The 15,352-nt window shown below is 65.1% G+C and carries 18 protein-coding genes; 9 read left to right on the forward strand and 9 right to left on the reverse strand.

From position 1 onward, the window contains the following. Positions 1 to 44: 44 nt before the first annotated feature. Entirely contained in the window at positions 45 to 269 is a 225-nt protein-coding gene (locus UNPA324_RS06035) for an RNA-binding protein (protein ID WP_141934007.1), read from the reverse strand. Positions 270 to 422: 153 nt separating this feature from the next. On the opposite strand from UNPA324_RS06035, the gene UNPA324_RS06040 reads away from it, so the two are divergent. From UNPA324_RS06040 to UNPA324_RS06060, 5 genes are all read left to right on the forward strand, one after another. Further along, positions 423 to 1,961: a YifB family Mg chelatase-like AAA ATPase gene (locus UNPA324_RS06040; RefSeq protein WP_141934009.1), complete on the forward strand. Its 1,539-nt coding sequence runs from the start codon at positions 423 to 425 to the stop codon at positions 1,959 to 1,961. Positions 1,962 to 2,070: 109 nt separating this feature from the next. Beyond that, positions 2,071 to 2,538 carry a hypothetical protein gene (locus UNPA324_RS06045; protein WP_141934011.1) on the forward strand — a complete coding sequence of 156 codons (468 nt, stop codon included), beginning with the start codon at positions 2,071 to 2,073 and terminating at the stop codon, positions 2,536 to 2,538. Positions 2,539 to 2,660: 122 nt separating this feature from the next. Then, positions 2,661 to 4,886: an ATP-binding protein gene (locus tag UNPA324_RS06050; RefSeq protein ID WP_164936473.1), complete on the forward strand. Its 2,226-nt coding sequence runs from the start codon at positions 2,661 to 2,663 to the stop codon at positions 4,884 to 4,886. 106 nt (positions 4,887 to 4,992) lie between these two features. Then, the gene (locus tag UNPA324_RS06055; RefSeq protein WP_164936472.1) at positions 4,993 to 5,622 is read left to right on the forward strand and encodes a histidine phosphatase family protein; all 630 of its coding nucleotides are present in this window, start codon (positions 4,993 to 4,995) and stop codon (positions 5,620 to 5,622) included. A 115-nt stretch (positions 5,623 to 5,737) separates the two neighbouring features. Further along, a complete protein-coding gene (locus UNPA324_RS06060) occupies positions 5,738 to 6,796 on the forward strand; it encodes an AI-2E family transporter (protein WP_128921113.1) in 1,059 nt (352 codons plus the stop codon). A 4-nt stretch (positions 6,797 to 6,800) separates the two neighbouring features. Here the strand turns inward: UNPA324_RS06060 and UNPA324_RS06065 are convergent, their stop codons facing one another. The 8 genes from UNPA324_RS06065 to hisB all read right to left on the reverse strand — a co-directional run bounded on the left by UNPA324_RS06065 (position 6,801) and on the right by hisB (position 11,934). Further along, a complete protein-coding gene (locus UNPA324_RS06065; RefSeq protein ID WP_128921112.1) occupies positions 6,801 to 7,040 on the reverse strand; it encodes a hypothetical protein in 240 nt (79 codons plus the stop codon). A 100-nt stretch (positions 7,041 to 7,140) separates the two neighbouring features. Further along, positions 7,141 to 8,097: a type I pantothenate kinase gene (gene coaA / locus UNPA324_RS06070; protein ID WP_128921111.1), complete on the reverse strand. Its 957-nt coding sequence runs from the start codon at positions 8,095 to 8,097 to the stop codon at positions 7,141 to 7,143. A gap of 83 nt (positions 8,098 to 8,180) precedes the next feature. Beyond that, positions 8,181 to 8,504, reverse strand: a complete 324-nt coding sequence (locus tag UNPA324_RS06075; RefSeq protein ID WP_128921110.1) for a phosphoribosyl-ATP diphosphatase — start codon at positions 8,502 to 8,504, stop codon at positions 8,181 to 8,183. Between the two features lie 79 nt (positions 8,505 to 8,583). Next, positions 8,584 to 9,357, reverse strand: a complete 774-nt coding sequence (hisF, locus tag UNPA324_RS06080; protein WP_027561669.1) for an imidazole glycerol phosphate synthase subunit HisF — start codon at positions 9,355 to 9,357, stop codon at positions 8,584 to 8,586. A gap of 3 nt (positions 9,358 to 9,360) precedes the next feature. Continuing rightward, positions 9,361 to 10,107 carry a 1-(5-phosphoribosyl)-5-[(5-phosphoribosylamino)methylideneamino]imidazole-4-carboxamide isomerase gene (hisA, locus tag UNPA324_RS06085; protein ID WP_245471774.1) on the reverse strand — a complete coding sequence of 249 codons (747 nt, stop codon included), beginning with the start codon at positions 10,105 to 10,107 and terminating at the stop codon, positions 9,361 to 9,363. Then, positions 10,095 to 10,745: an imidazole glycerol phosphate synthase subunit HisH gene (gene hisH, locus UNPA324_RS06090; RefSeq protein ID WP_128921109.1), complete on the reverse strand. Its 651-nt coding sequence runs from the start codon at positions 10,743 to 10,745 to the stop codon at positions 10,095 to 10,097. The genes hisA and hisH overlap by 13 nt, the downstream gene beginning before the upstream one ends. Beyond that, a complete protein-coding gene (locus tag UNPA324_RS06095) occupies positions 10,742 to 11,272 on the reverse strand; it encodes a DUF2628 domain-containing protein (protein ID WP_141934014.1) in 531 nt (176 codons plus the stop codon). The genes hisH and UNPA324_RS06095 overlap by 4 nt, the downstream gene beginning before the upstream one ends. Before the next feature lie 68 nt (positions 11,273 to 11,340). Further along, entirely contained in the window at positions 11,341 to 11,934 is a 594-nt protein-coding gene (gene hisB, locus UNPA324_RS06100) for an imidazoleglycerol-phosphate dehydratase HisB (protein WP_128921107.1), read from the reverse strand. A gap of 204 nt (positions 11,935 to 12,138) precedes the next feature. On the opposite strand from hisB, the gene hslV reads away from it, so the two are divergent. The 4 genes from hslV to hslU all read left to right on the forward strand — a co-directional run bounded on the left by hslV (position 12,139) and on the right by hslU (position 15,344). Continuing rightward, entirely contained in the window at positions 12,139 to 12,699 is a 561-nt protein-coding gene (hslV, locus tag UNPA324_RS06105; RefSeq protein WP_128921106.1) for an ATP-dependent protease subunit HslV, read from the forward strand. A 188-nt stretch (positions 12,700 to 12,887) separates the two neighbouring features. Beyond that, positions 12,888 to 13,373 (forward strand): GNAT family N-acetyltransferase, encoded by a 486-nt coding sequence (locus UNPA324_RS06110; RefSeq protein ID WP_141934017.1) that lies wholly within the window; start codon positions 12,888 to 12,890, stop codon positions 13,371 to 13,373. A 2-nt stretch (positions 13,374 to 13,375) separates the two neighbouring features. Continuing rightward, positions 13,376 to 13,987 (forward strand): DUF2585 domain-containing protein, encoded by a 612-nt coding sequence (locus tag UNPA324_RS06115; protein WP_246667287.1) that lies wholly within the window; start codon positions 13,376 to 13,378, stop codon positions 13,985 to 13,987. 52 nt (positions 13,988 to 14,039) lie between these two features. After that, a complete protein-coding gene (hslU, locus tag UNPA324_RS06120; RefSeq protein ID WP_128921103.1) occupies positions 14,040 to 15,344 on the forward strand; it encodes an ATP-dependent protease ATPase subunit HslU in 1,305 nt (434 codons plus the stop codon). The last annotated feature ends 8 nt before the right edge of the window (positions 15,345 to 15,352 follow it).

Below are 15,352 nucleotides of genomic sequence, written 5' to 3' on the forward strand. Positions count from 1 at the left end.
CATAACACGCGGTTCAATGCAATCTCAAAAACGAAGCTGATTACTTATCCCCGATTCCCACGGGCAGACGACGCCTTCTTCGCAATTTCACGACGTTCTGCAGGAGAGAGCTTGGCAGCGCGTGCAGCGCCGCCGATTTTTCCACCCTTCGAGCGATTCGGCGCGCTGCTGGGCGCGTCATCGATCTCGCCGGTCGCAATCCGGCCGATCAGCATGGCGTTCTGTACGGTGTCGGCGTGGCGCTTCTCGCCTTTGGGACCTTTAGGCATGGCAAATCATCCTGTTTCTCAGGATGTAGGATACCACGGCGCCGGCTGCATCGGCGGGCTAGTCAAGCGGGCCAGATTTCAAACTGAGGCACGACCGAAGAGAGCCAGGCTCTGCTACCCCTAATTGTGCGAGAGGGGCAGGCTGGTTTGAGCATGGTTCAGCGGGTTTCCACCGTCGCCTTTGAGGGGATCGAGGCCCGCGCGGTCGACGTGCAGGTCCAGGTCGCGCCGGGCCTGCCGGCCTTTGCCATCGTCGGCCTGCCGGACAAGGCGGTGTCGGAGGCGCGCGAGCGGGTGCGCTCGGCGTTGATCGCCTCGGGGCTGGCATTGCCGGCGCGCCGGATCATCGTCAATCTGGCGCCGGCCGACCTGCCCAAGGAAGGCAGCCATTACGACCTGCCGATCGCGCTCGGCCTGATGGCGGCGATCGGGGCGATCCCGCCGGATGCGCTGACCGGCTTCACCGTTCTCGGCGAGCTCGGCCTCGACGGCTCGATCGCGCCCGTGGCCGGCGTTCTTCCCGCCGCCATCGGCGCCAATATGCGCGAGGAAGGGCTGATCTGCCCGGCGGCTTGCGGCTCCGAAGCGGCATGGGCGAGCCCGGACATCCAGATCATCGCAGCAAGCTCGCTGATCCAGATCGCCAACCATTTCAAGGGCACGCAGGTGCTGTCGCGGCCCTCGCCGAAGGTCCACGAAGCCGCGGCGTCCACGCTCGACCTGCGCGACATCAAAGGTCAGGAAAGCGCCAAGCGGGCGCTGGAGATCGCAGCTGCCGGCGGCCATCATCTGCTCATGATCGGCGCGCCCGGCGCCGGCAAGTCGATGCTGGCGGCACGGCTGCCCTCGATCCTGCCGCCGCTGTCGCCGGGCGAACTGCTCGAGGTCTCGATGATCGCCTCCGTTGCCGGCGAGATCGAAGGCGGCGCGCTGACGGCGCGGCGGCCGTTCCGCTCGCCGCATCATTCCGCGAGCATGGCCGCGCTCACCGGCGGCGGCATGCGCGCCAAGCCCGGCGAGATCTCGCTGGCGCATCAGGGCGTGCTGTTCCTCGACGAGCTGCCCGAATTCGATCCGCGCGTGCTGGATTCGCTGCGGCAACCGCTGGAGAACGGCGAGGTCGCGGTGTCGCGCGCCAATCACCGCGTCACCTACCCTGCCCGCTTCATGCTGGTCGCGGCGATGAATCCGTGCCGCTGCGGCAACGCGTTCGAGCCGGGCTATGCCTGCAAGCGCGGCCGCATCGACCGCTGCACCGGCGACTACCAGGCGCGCATCTCGGGCCCGTTGATGGACCGCATCGATCTTCGCATCGAGGTGCCGGCCGTGACCGCGGCCGATCTGATCCTGCCGCCGCCGGCGGAGGGCTCGGCCGAGGTCGCCGCGCGCGTGGCGGCGGCGCGCGACATCCAGCTCGCACGTTACGCCGATGCCGGCCTGCCCAAAGTTCGCACCAATGCCGAGGCGCCCGCCTCGGTGCTGGAGGAGATCGCCAAGCCGGACGCGCAGGGTCAAAAATTGCTGCGCGACGCCGCCGAGACGATGCGGCTGTCGGCGCGCGGCTATCACCGCGTGCTGCGGGTGGCGCGCACGCTGGCCGACCTCGATCATGCCGACAAGATCGGCCGGCTGCATCTCGCCGAAGCGCTGTCCTATCGCGCACTCGCGGAGGATGTGCGGCAGATGGCTTGATCATACCGCGCATCAACCCGGCGGTAACGAGTTTCCTTTACGCTCTGCAAACCATACGGCCCGCTGATTTCGGTTTCGCGTTCCCGAGGGCCCCGGCGAGTAGAGTGTCATGTTGCGTTTCAAGATCCTGGCCTCGGTCGTTCCCGTGTTGGCGGCTGCGGTGTTTGCCCGCGCCGAGATCGGATCGGTCTCACATCCCTGCATCGCCCTCGGCGAAACCTCGGTCGAGCTGACGTCGCTGTTCTGGACCGCCGGCGTGCACGTCGCCTTCACCGAAGATCCGGAACGGGCCACGGTACGGGTGCAGGTCACTGACGATGCCGACGCTGCGGACTTCACCGTGGTCGACGACGGCCTCGGTTCCGAGCCGGATTCCTGTCAGGCCAATCCCTCGACGCGCCTCGTCTCGATAGCCGCTCAGCCGGTCGATGGCGGCCAGGTGATCTATCTCTCCACCGAAGGACCGGCGGATTACCGCATCTATGTGCGCTCGAAGTCGTTCTCGCAGCGCGAGGCGGCGGCGCTGATCGTCGGCGCCCGCGGCAGCCACCGCCATCTCCAGGCGGCTTCGCTGTGAAGCGTTAACACCTCATCAACCCTGTTTGGAGGCTGAGCCGAAGCCTCAAACTGTTCGCAAGGTCGGCGGGCCATCGTCGCATACGGCAACGGGGTTTCGGACAAGAGTCGGGGTCGGTGGCGATGGGTCGGACGTTCCGGATCAAGGTGCGCATGCGCCGCTTCAGGCGACAGCACCCCCGCATCGCCTTCGCGATCCGCTCCTTCGTGATCTTCTCGGCGACCTTCGGCGGCGCCTATGGTTTCGTGTCCGGCAGCCGGTCGGAAAACTCCGGCTACGATCCCCACGCCTTTGCGATCGGCGCGAGCTTCCTGTTCGCGCTCGCCTGCCTCGGCCTTGCGACGCTGAGCATGCGCCTGCGTTTCGTGGGCAAGCGGCTGCGTACGCTCGCCGCCCACAACGAGACGCTGATCGACCGCAATTGGGAGCTGAAGGAAGCGGAAGAACGCGCCCGCAGCCTGTTCGAGCAGCAGGGCGATCTCATCGTGCTGCGCGACACCAGCCGCCGCATCACCTTTGCCAACGAGGCCTATTGCGCGCTCGCAGGACAGAAGCGCGGCGCGCTGGTCGGCACGCGTTTCGATTTCGACGTGCTGGAGCAGGGCGACAGCGCGCGCGAGAGCAACGGCACGCGCATCCACGACCAGAAGATCGCAACCCTGCTCGGCCCGCGCTGGATCGCCTGGCGGGAGGGCTATGTCCGCCTCGATGCCGGCCAGCCCGCCGAATTGCAGAGCGTGGGGCGCGACGTCACCGATCGCACCGAGACCGAACGCGCACTGTCCGACGCGCGCGACCAGGCCGACGCCGCCAACCGCGCCAAATCGCGCTTCCTCGCAATGGCCTCGCACGAGATCCGTACGCCGCTCAACGGCATCATCGGCATGGGCGGCCTCTTGCTCGACACCAATCTGACGCCGGAGCAGGCGACCTATGCCAAGGCGGTCAAGACCTCGGGCGAAGCCTTGATGTCGCTGATCGAGGAATTGCTCGACTATTCCAAGATCGAGGCCGGCAAGCTCGATCTCGAGCAGCGCCCCTTCGCGCTCTCGACCCTGGTCGAGGAGATCACCGAGCTGCTTGCGCCGCGCGCGCAGGCAAAGTCGCTCGAGATCGCCGCCTATGTCGACGAGCGCCTGCCGCTGGAAGTCGTCGGCGACGCCGCGCGGCTGCGCCAGGTGCTGCTCAACCTCGCCGGCAACGCCATCAAGTTCACCGCTCACGGCGGCGTCGCGCTGATCGTCGAGCCCGGCATCTGGGCGAACGAGATCAGCTTCCTGGTTCGCGACACCGGCATCGGTATCGCGCCCGAGGCGCAGCAGCGCATCTTCCGCGAATTCGAGCAGGCCGACGAGCGCGTCGCCCGCACCTATGGCGGCACCGGGCTCGGGCTTGCCATCAGCGAGCGCATCGTCAAGCGCATGGGCGGCCGGATCACGCTCACCAGTGAGCCGGGCAAAGGCTCGACCTTCGAGATCGCAGTACCGCTTCCGCCGTCGCAGGCGAGCGCGGGACAGACCGCCTTTCCGAGCCCCGACCTCGCCGGCAGGTCGATCCTCCTCGTCGCCGACGGCATCGAGGCTTCGCTGATTGCGCGGCGCCTGGAGCGCTGGGGCGGCCAGACCTGCCTGGTTGCGGACGCGGCGGTTGCCGAAGCGCTGCTGCCGGAACGCTCCTGGCACGCAGTGCTGATCGATCGTGCGATCGGCCCCGCAATGACCGACCAGCTGGGCGAAAGAGCCCGCGCACATGCGCTGCAGCGCCTCGTGCTGCTGACGTCGAGTTCGCGGCATGAAAAGCTGTCGCCGGCCTTCACCGGCTTTCTGGTGAAGCCGCTGCGGGCGGCCTCGCTCGCCGCGCGTCTTGCGCTGACGCCGGCGGTCGCCTCGCCCGATCTCGCGCCGGAACCAGCGGCTGAAGCTGCCGGCGCGACCGCCGCAAAGGGCCTGTCGATCCTCGTCGCCGAGGACAACGAGATCAACGCGCTGCTGATGCGCTCGCTGCTGACGAAACTCGGCCATCGCGTCGTGATCGCCGTCCACGGCGAGGCCGCGCTGGAATCCTGGCTCGCCGCGTCGTCGGCCGGCACGCCCTATGATCTCGTGCTGATGGATATCCAGATGCCGCAGCTCGACGGCATCGAGGCGACGAAGCGCATCCGCGCCCATGAGGCGGCCACGGGCGGCCATCACACGCCGATCCTCGCGCTCACCGCCAATACGCTGGTGGAGGATCGCTATGCTTGCTTCGAGGCCGGCATGACCGGGTTTCTGATCAAGCCGCTCGATCGCGACAAGCTCGACGAGGCACTGGCCGGGCTCGCGGCATCGCAGCGGCTGTCGGTCTGATTGGGAACCTCGCGGGAACCTAGGTCGGGCCGGCTATCGACAATTGAAATCGACCGCGTTGCGCGTCACCATCCTCCGGGGGCATTTGCACGAGAGGATTTTGCGCATGAACGTGCTTTGCCGCCTCGCACTTGTTGTCCTCCTCGCTGGAATTTCCCGACACGCCGCAGCCGATACCCCGGAGCTCATCGATTCGCTCAAGCAAGGCGGCTTTGTGCTGATCTTTCGGCACACCGCCACCGACGACAGCCAAAAGGACGTCTACCCGTTCAAGTTCGACGATATGAGCGCCCAGCGCCAGCTCAGCGACAAGGGCAGGGACATGGCGCGCCAGATCGGGGCGGCGATCAAGGCGCTCGCGATCCCGATCGGCGATGTCTACAGCAGCCGGCTGAACCGCGCGATCGAGGCCGGCAAGCTGATCTCCGGCCGCGAGGTCAAGCCGGTCGGTGCGTTGACGGACAGCAGCAATGCCAGCGCATCGGGGATGGCAAACCCGACCGGGGCCAATGCAAAGGCCGGACAGGCCGTGCGTCAGCTTGTCGATGCGCCCCCGAAAGCAGGCAACAACAATTTCCTGATTACCCACAAGACCAACATCGCCGATGCCTTCGGCAAAGAGGCCGGCGACGTCCAGGAAGGCGAAGCCTTCGTCTACAAGGCCAGCGGCTCTGGTCCCGCCACGTTTGCAGGACGCATCAAGATCGCCGATTGGGCTGCGAAAACCGGCAAGTGACAGGCCGCATCCAACCTCGGCCGCCGGCGCGACGGAGGCGGGGGCGTGACTTGCCGCTCCGCCATGGTCCTGTGCTACCAACGTCGCGTGAGGTGCGACTGGAGGCCGGCGACACGTGAGAACATCGGAAGACCGCTCATTCCTGGTCTGGCTCGGCGTCATTACTCTCGCGTTCGGCTGGCTGCTTTGGCCGTTCTCTGGCGCCTTGTTGTGGGCCACGCTGCTGGCGATCATCTTCGCGCCCTTTTATCGACGCTGCCTGCGGACGTTTCCGGAAAGGCGCAACCTTGCCGCACTTTCCACCGTCATGGTCGTGGTCGTCATGGTCCTGATCCCGGTCGGGATCGTGATCGCTTCGCTCGTCGACCAGGGAGGCGAGCTTTATCAGCGCGTTCAGACCGGCGAGATCAATCTGGCTCATCCCCTGCAGCAGCTGAAAGCCGCGCTGCCGGACTGGGCCGCCTCCATGTCAGATCGCCTGGTCGGCATCGATCTGACCGCCCTGAAAGAACGCCTGTCGAGCCTGGTGGTGCCGGCTGGCCAGCAGCTGGCCGGCCACGCGATCAATATCGGTCAGTTGACGCTGGAGTTCGTCGCGAGCCTGCTCGTGATGCTGTACCTGCTGTTCTTCTTCCTGCGCGACGGTGACGAGCTGAACCTGCGCATCCGCCACGCGCTGCCGCTGCGCGCGAGCCATACCGCCGAGATCCTGGACGCGTTCACGCTGGCCGTTCGCGGGACCATCAAGGGGATCATCCTGGTTGCCATGATCCAGGGAGCGCTTGGCGGGCTGATCTTCTGGCTGCTCGGCCTGACCGCGCCGCTGCTGGCGGGCGCCATCATGGCGCTGCTCTCGCTTCTGCCCGTGCTCGGCTCCGCCCTGGTCTGGGTTCCGGCCGGCCTCTATTTGCTTGTGGCCGGCGCCGTGACGAAGGGAATCATCCTGCTTGCGTTCGGGACCTTCGTGATCGGTCTTGCCGACAACTTCCTCCGCCCGGTCCTGGTCGGCCAGTCGATCCGGATGCCGAGCTATGTTGTGCTGCTCGCGACCCTGGGCGGCCTTGCGACCTTCGGGGCGAACGGCTTCGTCATCGGCCCGCTCGTCGCTGCAATGTTCCTGACGGCGTGGCACATCTTCATCGGGTCGAAAGAGCGACAGCAGGCCTGCAAGTGATCCGTTACGCGGCGTGAGCCATAAAGCGCGGCGCGGAGAGTTTATCAGGCGGGCCGAGAGTCCCCTTGAAGATGGTTTCCGTCTGCGCGGCGCGCTTGCAGTGCGGGCAAACAAAGAGATGCGCGATGACCGGAACCGGCTCGTCCGCGAGCAGCTCCGAGCGGTACCATCTCATCTCGATGTGGCAATCGGGGCAGGTCGGTGCTTCGAGCTGCTCCGCAGCGCTTCTCAGACGATCAACCATGGAGCCCTCGCGTTTCGAAGCTCATAGTCGAATACCTTTTGCCCGTCTGCAACAAAAGACACTTTGCCCGAACGATCCAGGATCTCGTCAACCGGCGCGATTACAGCCTTCGCAACGCCACGCTCTCCACTGCGTGATCCGCCCCCTTCTTCAGGATCAGTGTCGCGCGGGGGCGGGTCGGCAGGATGTTGTCCTCGAGATTGGCGAGGTTGGTGCGCTCCCAGATCGCGGTGGCGGTGGCGGTGGCTTCGTCGTCCGACAGCAGCGCATAGCGGTTGAAGTAGGATTTCGGATTGGTGAACGCGGTGTCGCGCAGCGCCAGGAAGCGCTTGATGTACCATTGCCGCAACGCTGCTTCGTCGGCGTCGATATAGACCGAGAAATCGAAGAAGTCGGAGACCACAGGCACCGCCTTGCCGTCGCGCGGCAGCTTGCCGGTTTGCAGCACGTTGACGCCCTCGACGATCAGGATGTCGGGCTGGTCGATCTCCGCCCATTCGTTCGGCACGATGTCGTAGGTCAGATGCGAGTAGACCGGCGAACGCACATGGCGGCGACCGGACTTGATGTCGGAGAGGAAGCTCAGCAGCAGCGGCAGGTCGTAGCTCTCCGGAAAGCCCTTCTTCTGCAGAATGCCTTGGCGCTCGAGCAGGGCCTTAGGGTACAGAAATCCGTCGGTGGTGATCAGGTCGACCTTCGGACGCGGCGACCAGCGCGCCAGCAAGGCCTGGAGCACACGGGCCGTGGTGGACTTCCCGACGGCGACCGAACCGGCGACACCGATGATGTAGGGCACCTTGCGGTCGCGGATGTTGAGGAACTGGCGCTCGGCGTAATACAGGCGCTGCATCGCATCGACGTAGATCGAGAGCAGGCGCGACAGCGGCAGATAGATGTCCTCGACTTCCTTGAGATCGAGGCGGTCGTGCAGCGAGCGCAGCCGGTCGAATTCGCCCGGCTCCAGCGTCATCGGCGTGTCGTCACGCAAGCGCGCCCATTCTTCGCGCGTATAGACGCGGTAGGGATTATACTGCTGCTCGGGTGCGCGGATATCCATGACGCCGCCTTTCCGTTGCTCTAGAGCATGATCCGGAAAAGTGTGAAGCGGTTTTCCGACAAGATCATGCCCAAACAATAACCTCAATCGCTTTTGCGCGACGCCTTTTCTTCCAACCCCGACATCGAAGTGCGCTTGCCAAGCGCCGCCTCGACCTCTTCCAGCTTTATGCCGCGTGCCTTCAAAAGCACAAGGAAATGATAGAGCAGGTCGGCACTTTCAGCGACCAGATGCGCGCGATCGTTTTCGACTGCTGCGATTACGGTTTCGACTGCCTCTTCCCCGAACTTCTTGGCGCAATGCTCGGCGCCTTTGTCCAGGAGCTTGCGGGTATAGGACGCCTCGCCGCCAGCCGCGGCGCGGGCGTCGATGGTCTCGGCCAAATCGTGGATCGTGAAACGCGGCATCGGACTTACTCGGAAAACACATGAGGCCACGGAGGCCATTCCCCGTTACCTCATGTAGCACTTTTATGCACGGGAGTCGTCAGGCATCCAGGCGCATCGCCAGCCCGCGGCGGGCCATGTGCTCCTTGGCTTCGCGAATGGTGAATTCCCCGAAATGGAAGATCGAGGCCGCCAGCACGGCCGTGGCGTGTCCGTCGCGGATGCCGTCGACGAGATGGTCGAGATTGCCGACGCCGCCCGAGGCGATCACCGGAACGGGCACGCTGTCGGCGATCGCCCGGGTCAGCGGGATGTCGAATCCTTGCCTGGTGCCATCGCGGTCCATCGAGGTGAGCAGGATTTCACCGGCGCCGAGCGAGACCACTTCCTGGGCATATTCGATCGCGTCGATACCCGTCGAGTTGCGCCCGCCATGCGTAAAGATCTCCCAGCGGTCGCCGCCCGGACGCTTCACCCGCTTGGCGTCGATCGCAACCACGACGCACTGCTCGCCGAACTTCTCCGCCGCTTCCTTGACGAACTCGCGCCGGGATACAGCGGCGCTGTTGATCGAGACCTTGTCGGCGCCCGCGCGCAACAGCGTCTTGATGTCGTTGACCTCACGCACGCCGCCGCCGACGGTCACAGGCATGAAGCAGGCTTCCGCGGTGCGGCGGACCACGTCCAGCATGATGCCGCGGTTCTCGTGAGTGGCTGTGATGTCGAGAAAGGTGAGCTCGTCGGCGCCGGCAGCATCATAGGCGATCGCGGCTTCGACGGGGTCGCCGGCATCGCGCAGGTCGACGAAGTTGACGCCTTTGACGACGCGGCCGTCCTTGACGTCGAGGCAGGGGATCACGCGGACCTTGAACATGTGTCAGCTCCTGCGCGCGTCGCGGATCAAACTGAGGGCCGCAGCCGGATCGAGCCGGCCGTCGTAAAGCGCGCGGCCGGCGATCGCCCCGGCGAGCTTTTTCGCACGGGGCGTCAGCATCGCCTTGACGTCCTCGATCGAGGCAAGGCCGCCGGAGGCGATCACGGGAATCGAGATGGCGTCGGCGAGCGCGATGGTTGCATCCAGGTTCAGGCCCTTGAGCAGACCGTCACGCGCGATGTCGGTGAAGATGATGGCGGCGACGCCGGCGTCCTCGAACCGCTGTGCGATCTCGAGCACCGTGACCTGCGAGGTCTCGGCCCAGCCCTCGACCGCGACCTTGCCGTCACGGGCGTCGAGACCGACCGCGACGCGGCCGGGGAATTTCTTCGCAGCGGACTTCACCAGCTCCGGATCGCGCACTGCGGCGGTGCCGATGATGACGCGGGTGATGCCCTTGTCGAGCCAGGCTTCGACGGTCTTGAGATCGCGAATGCCGCCGCCGAGCTGCACCGGAATCTTGATCGTCTTCAGCATCGCCTCGACGGCCTCGGCGTTCACCGGCTTGCCGGCGAAGGCGCCGTCGAGGTCGACGACATGGAGATACTCAAAGCCCTGTTTGGCAAAGCTCTGCGCCTGCGCCGCCGGATTGAGGTTGAACACGGTCGCGCGGGCCATGTCGCCTTGCTCGAGGCGCACGCACTGGCCGTTCTTGAGGTCGATCGCGGGGAAGAGAATCACGGTTTCCATCGCAAGAAGTTCGAGATCAGAGCGAGGCCAAAACGCTGGCTCTTCTCGGGGTGAAACTGCGTGCCGATGGCGGTGTCCTTGCCGACGATCGCGGTGACGGGCCCACCGTAATCGGCGCGCGCGAGCACGTCCGCCTCGTTGGCGGCGTTGAGGTGGTAGGAGTGCACGAAATAAGCATGCTGGCCCTTGGGGCCGAGCGGCAGCTTGTTCAGCACCGGATGCTCTTGCAGCAGGTCGAGCGTGTTCCAGCCCATGTGCGGGATCTTCAGGCTCTCGTCGCGCGGCGTGATCTTCTCGACGTCGCCGCCGATCCAGTTCAGGCCTTCGGTGACGACATGCTCCTTGCCGCGGCTCGCCATCAGCTGCATGCCGACACAGATGCCGAAGAACGGCCGCGCCTTGACGCGCACGGCTTCGGTGATCGCCTCGACCATGCCGTTGACGGCATCGAGCCCGCGTCGGCAATCGGCAAAGGCGCCGACACCCGGCAGCACCAGGCGGTCAGCCTCATAGGCCTGGTCCGGATCGCTGGTGACGAAAACCTTTTGCGGGTTCTCCAGGCCGCGCGCGGCGCGCTCGAAGGCTTTGGCGGCGGAATGCAGATTCCCGGAACCGTAATCGATGATGGCGACGCTCATCTTGACCCTCCCGGTTCTGGAAACAATCCAATGATGCCGCCGGCCGGAATAGGCGGCGGGTTCGAAAATTGCTGGCCCGGCACATTGCGGGTCGGCGGCGGGCCGCCGCGATCGACGGCCCATTGATCGTTGACGATGCCGTGCTGCTTCTGGCTCCAGCGCTCGAAAAAGCGGCGCTCGGCGGTGTCCTCGTCGTCCGCAACCACCACGTCGAGCTGGCGCCATTTGCCGCGCGACAGCGTCCAGCGACGCAGGCTCGCGGCCTCAAGGCCCATCAGCAGCGCAACGATGAGATCGGCGAAGAAGATCGACGAGCGTCCGACGCCAAGGCTCGACAGCCCCGCATTGAATGCAGCCACGAAGATCAGGTAGCCGATCAGAGCCAGCCACAGCCGATTCCACAGCAGCCAGAACGGGCCGAAGACCATCGCCCAGAAATGAAAACCGTCACGCACGAACACGAACTTGTCGGTCGCGCGCAGATCGGCTCCGGTCGGGGAGGGAGCATGAACTGTGTAGACAGGCATGGTGATGCCCCGTTCCTAGGGATTCAGTGATACCGCAAGCGGCGCGTGCCGCCGCTGGCCGAAAGACGTCAGCCGCCGAGCGAGCCTTTGGTGGACGGGATCTCGCCCACAGCTTTCGGATCGATCGCGACGGCGGTGCGCAGCGCCCGCGCCAGACCCTTGAAGCAGGACTCGGCGATATGGTGGCTGTTATCGCCATATAGGGTCTCGACGTGCAGAGTCACGCCGGCGTTCATGGCGAAGGCCTGGAACCATTCGCGCACCAGCTCGGTATCGAACTCACCGATCTTGTCGCGGGGGAAGTCGGCCTTGAACACCAGGAACGGGCGGCCCGAGATGTCGATGACCACGCGCGACAGCGTCTCGTCCATGGGCATGTGCACGCCGGCATAGCGGGTGATGCCCGCCATGTTGCCGAGCGCCTGCTTGACCGCCTGGCCAAGCGCGATGCCGGTGTCTTCGGTGGTATGGTGATAATCAATGTGCAGATCGCCCACCGCCTTGACCGTGAGGTCGATGCGGGAATGGCGGGCGAGAAGATCGAGCATATGGTCGAAAAAGCCGATGCCGGTCGCGATATTGGCCACGCCGGTGCCATCGAGGTTCACGGAGACCTCGATGTCGGTTTCCTTGGTCTTGCGCTTGATCGTCGCGGTGCGCATTGAAAGCTGGCTTTCATCCTAGCTAGAGAGCCGAAAACGCCTGTCTATTAACAGCCAAATGACGCCTTCGCTACTGCGGGAACGGCTGGCGGGCCCTCTACTTCTGCCTATGGTGAGCGAAATTCGGCCCGGAACGGCCCGTTGTGCCCAGGTTGTCCCCTTGCCCCCGACCGCCTAAATCAGGCCGGACAACGAGGATCATTCATGCAGGCTTCCCAGAACAGCTCGCCTAGCTGGCACGGCACCACGATTTTGACGGTCCGCAAGGGCGGCAAGGTGGTGGTTGGCGGCGACGGCCAGGTTTCGATCGGCCAGACCGTGATCAAGTCCAACGCCAAGAAGGTCCGAAAGCTCGGCAAGGGCGACGTGATCGGCGGCTTTGCCGGCGCCACCGCCGACGCCTTCACCCTGTTCGAGCGGTTGGAAGCCAAACTCGAGCAATATCCGGGGCAGCTGACCCGTGCCGCGGTGGAGCTCGCCAAGGACTGGCGCACCGACCGCTATCTGCGGCGGCTGGAGGCCATGATGATCGTGGCCGACAAGGACGTCTCCCTGGTGCTGACCGGCACCGGCGACGTGCTGGAGCCCGAGGCCGGCGTGATGGCAATCGGCTCGGGCGGCAATTACGCGCTGGCGGCGGCCCGAGCCCTGCTCGACACCGACAAGGACGCCGAGACCATCGTCCGCCGCTCCCTCGACATCGCCGCGGACATCTGTGTCTACACCAACCGCAATGTGACCATCGAGAGCCTGGCGACCGGATAGTGGAGCGTAATTTGTCCGAACGCCCATCCGCGAGCTCGGTGCGACCTCTCCCGCTTGCGGGGGAGGTCGGCGCGAAGCGCCTGGTGGGGCTCTCTCCTCTGGGGGCTGTCCCATTGTAGAGACACCCTCTCCACGACCCTCTCCCGCAAGCAAGCGGGAGAGGGGCGCAGCATAGCTTTGGTAACTGAGTGGCACCCATTTACGCCTTCCGCCCGATGACCGCCGTCGACCTGCCGCTGATCCGGCGGTGGCTCGGCGAGGCGCATGTGCGGGACTGGTGGGGCGATCCGGACGAGCAGTTTGCCCTCGTCAGCGGCGATCTCGATGAACCCGCCATGGACCAGTTCATCGTGTTGGCCGGCGACAAGCCCTTCGGCTATCTTCAGTGCTATCGACTGACCGGCTGGAATACAGGCTTCGGGCCACAACCGGAGGGCACGCGTGGGATCGACCAGTTCATCGGCGAAAGCGACATGATCGGACGCGGTCACGGCTCGGCGTTCATCCGCCAGTTCGTCGATGAGCAGTTTCGCAGGGGTCTGCCGCGCATGGTCACCGATCCTGACCCCTTCAACGCACGCGCCTTGCGCGCCTATGAGAAAGCCGGCTTCCTCCGCGACCGCATAGTCGATACGCCGGATGCGGCGGCACTGCTGATGGTGCGTGAGCCGTGACGCTGGTCCACGCGCGCGAGAGCAAGGTCGCGTTTCCGCCGTTCGGCTGGGCCGCCATCGCGCTATCGCTGCTGGCGCTGCAGGCCGCGATCCTGTTCGCGATGGGCCGGGTGCCGATCTGCACCTGCGGCACCATCAAGCTGTGGCACGGCGTGGTGAACAGCTCGGAGAATTCCCAGCATATCGCCGACTGGTACAGCTTCTCGCACGTTCTGCACGGCTTCCTGTTCTACGGCCTGACCTGGCTGTTGTTCGCGCGCCTGCCGCTCCTGCCTCTCTCCTGGCCGGCACGGCTGATCGTCGCGATGCTGATCGAAGGTGCCTGGGAGATCGTCGAGAACTCGCCGTTCATCATCGAGCGCTACCGCGCCGGCACGATCTCGCTGGATTATTACGGCGACAGCATCGTCAACTCGGTCTCCGACACTCTGGCCATGATGCTGGGGTTCCTCGCCGCGCGCGTGCTGCCGGTCTCGATAACCGTCCTGATCGGCCTCGCCTTCGAGATCATGCTGGCGCTCCACATTCGCGACAATCTGACGCTCAACATCCTGATGCTGATCCATCCGATCGACGTCGTGAAGCAATGGCAATCCGGCCTGCCGATCATCTGACGGCTGAAAAAGCGGCTTGTCCTCGCCCGCAACTGACCCTAGCTAAGGTCCCATGACAGACTTCTCCCCCCGCGAAATCGTTTCCGAACTCGATCGTTTCATCGTCGGCCAGGCCGATGCCAAGCGCGCCGTCTCGATCGCGCTGCGCAACCGCTGGCGGCGGCAGCAGCTGTCCGGCTCCTTGCGCGAAGAGGTGCTGCCGAAGAACATTCTGATGATCGGCCCCACCGGCGTCGGCAAGACGGAAATCGCGCGGCGGTTGGCAAAACTCGCGAACGCGCCGTTCCTGAAGGTGGAAGCGACGAAATTCACCGAGGTCGGCTATGTCGGCCGCGACGTCGAGCAGATCGTGCGCGATCTCGTCGAGGTCGCGATCGCCCAGGTCCGAGAGAAAAAGCGCAAGGACGTGCACGTCCGCGCTCAGCTCGCCGCCGAGGAGCGCGTGCTCGATGCGCTGGTCGGTGCCAATGCCTCGTCCACGACGCGGGAATCCTTCCGCAAGAAGCTGCGCGCCGGCGAGCTCAACGACAAGGAAATCGAGATCGAGACGCAGTCCTCGGGCGGCGGCATGCCGATGTTCGAGATCCCGGGCATGCCGGGCGCGCAGATGGGCGCGATCTCGATCGGCGACATCTTCGGCAAGCTCGGTGGCCGCAGCAAGACGCGGCGGCTCACGGTCGAGGGCTCGCACGAAATCCTCGTCAACGAGGAATCCGACAAGCTGCTGGACAATGATCAACTGACGCTGGAGGCGATCAGCGCGGTCGAGAACAACGGCATCGTGTTCCTGGATGAGATCGACAAGATCTGCGCGCGCGAGGGCCGCGCCGCCGGCGACGTCTCGCGCGAGGGCGTGCAGCGCGATCTACTGCCTCTGATCGAGGGCACCACGGTCTCGACCAAGCACGGCGCGGTGAAGACCGACCACATCCTGTTCATCGCCTCCGGCGCCTTCCATGTCGCCAAGCCGTCAGACCTGCTGCCGGAATTGCAGGGCCGCCTGCCGATCCGCGTCGAATTGCAGGCGCTGACCCGCGACGACATGCGCCGCATCCTGACCGAGCCCGAGGCCTCGCTGATCAAGCAATATGTTGCCTTGTTGCAGACCGAGGGCGTGACGCTCGACATCACCGACGGCGCGATCGACGCGCTGGCCGACGTCGCGGTTGCCGTGAACTCGGCCGTCGAGAACATCGGCGCGCGACGGTTGCAGACCGTGATGGAGCGGGTGCTGGACGAGATCTCCTTCACCGCCCCCGACCGCAACGGCGAGACCGTCCGGGTCGATGCGGATTTCGTGCAGAAGCACGTCGGCGATCTCGCCAAGAACGCGGATCTGAGCCGGTTTATTTTGTAATTCGACAG

Origin of the sequence: Bradyrhizobium sp. UNPA324 (assembly GCF_006658635.1) — a bacterium.
GTDB classification, from domain to species: domain Bacteria; phylum Pseudomonadota; class Alphaproteobacteria; order Rhizobiales; family Xanthobacteraceae; genus Bradyrhizobium; species Bradyrhizobium nanningense.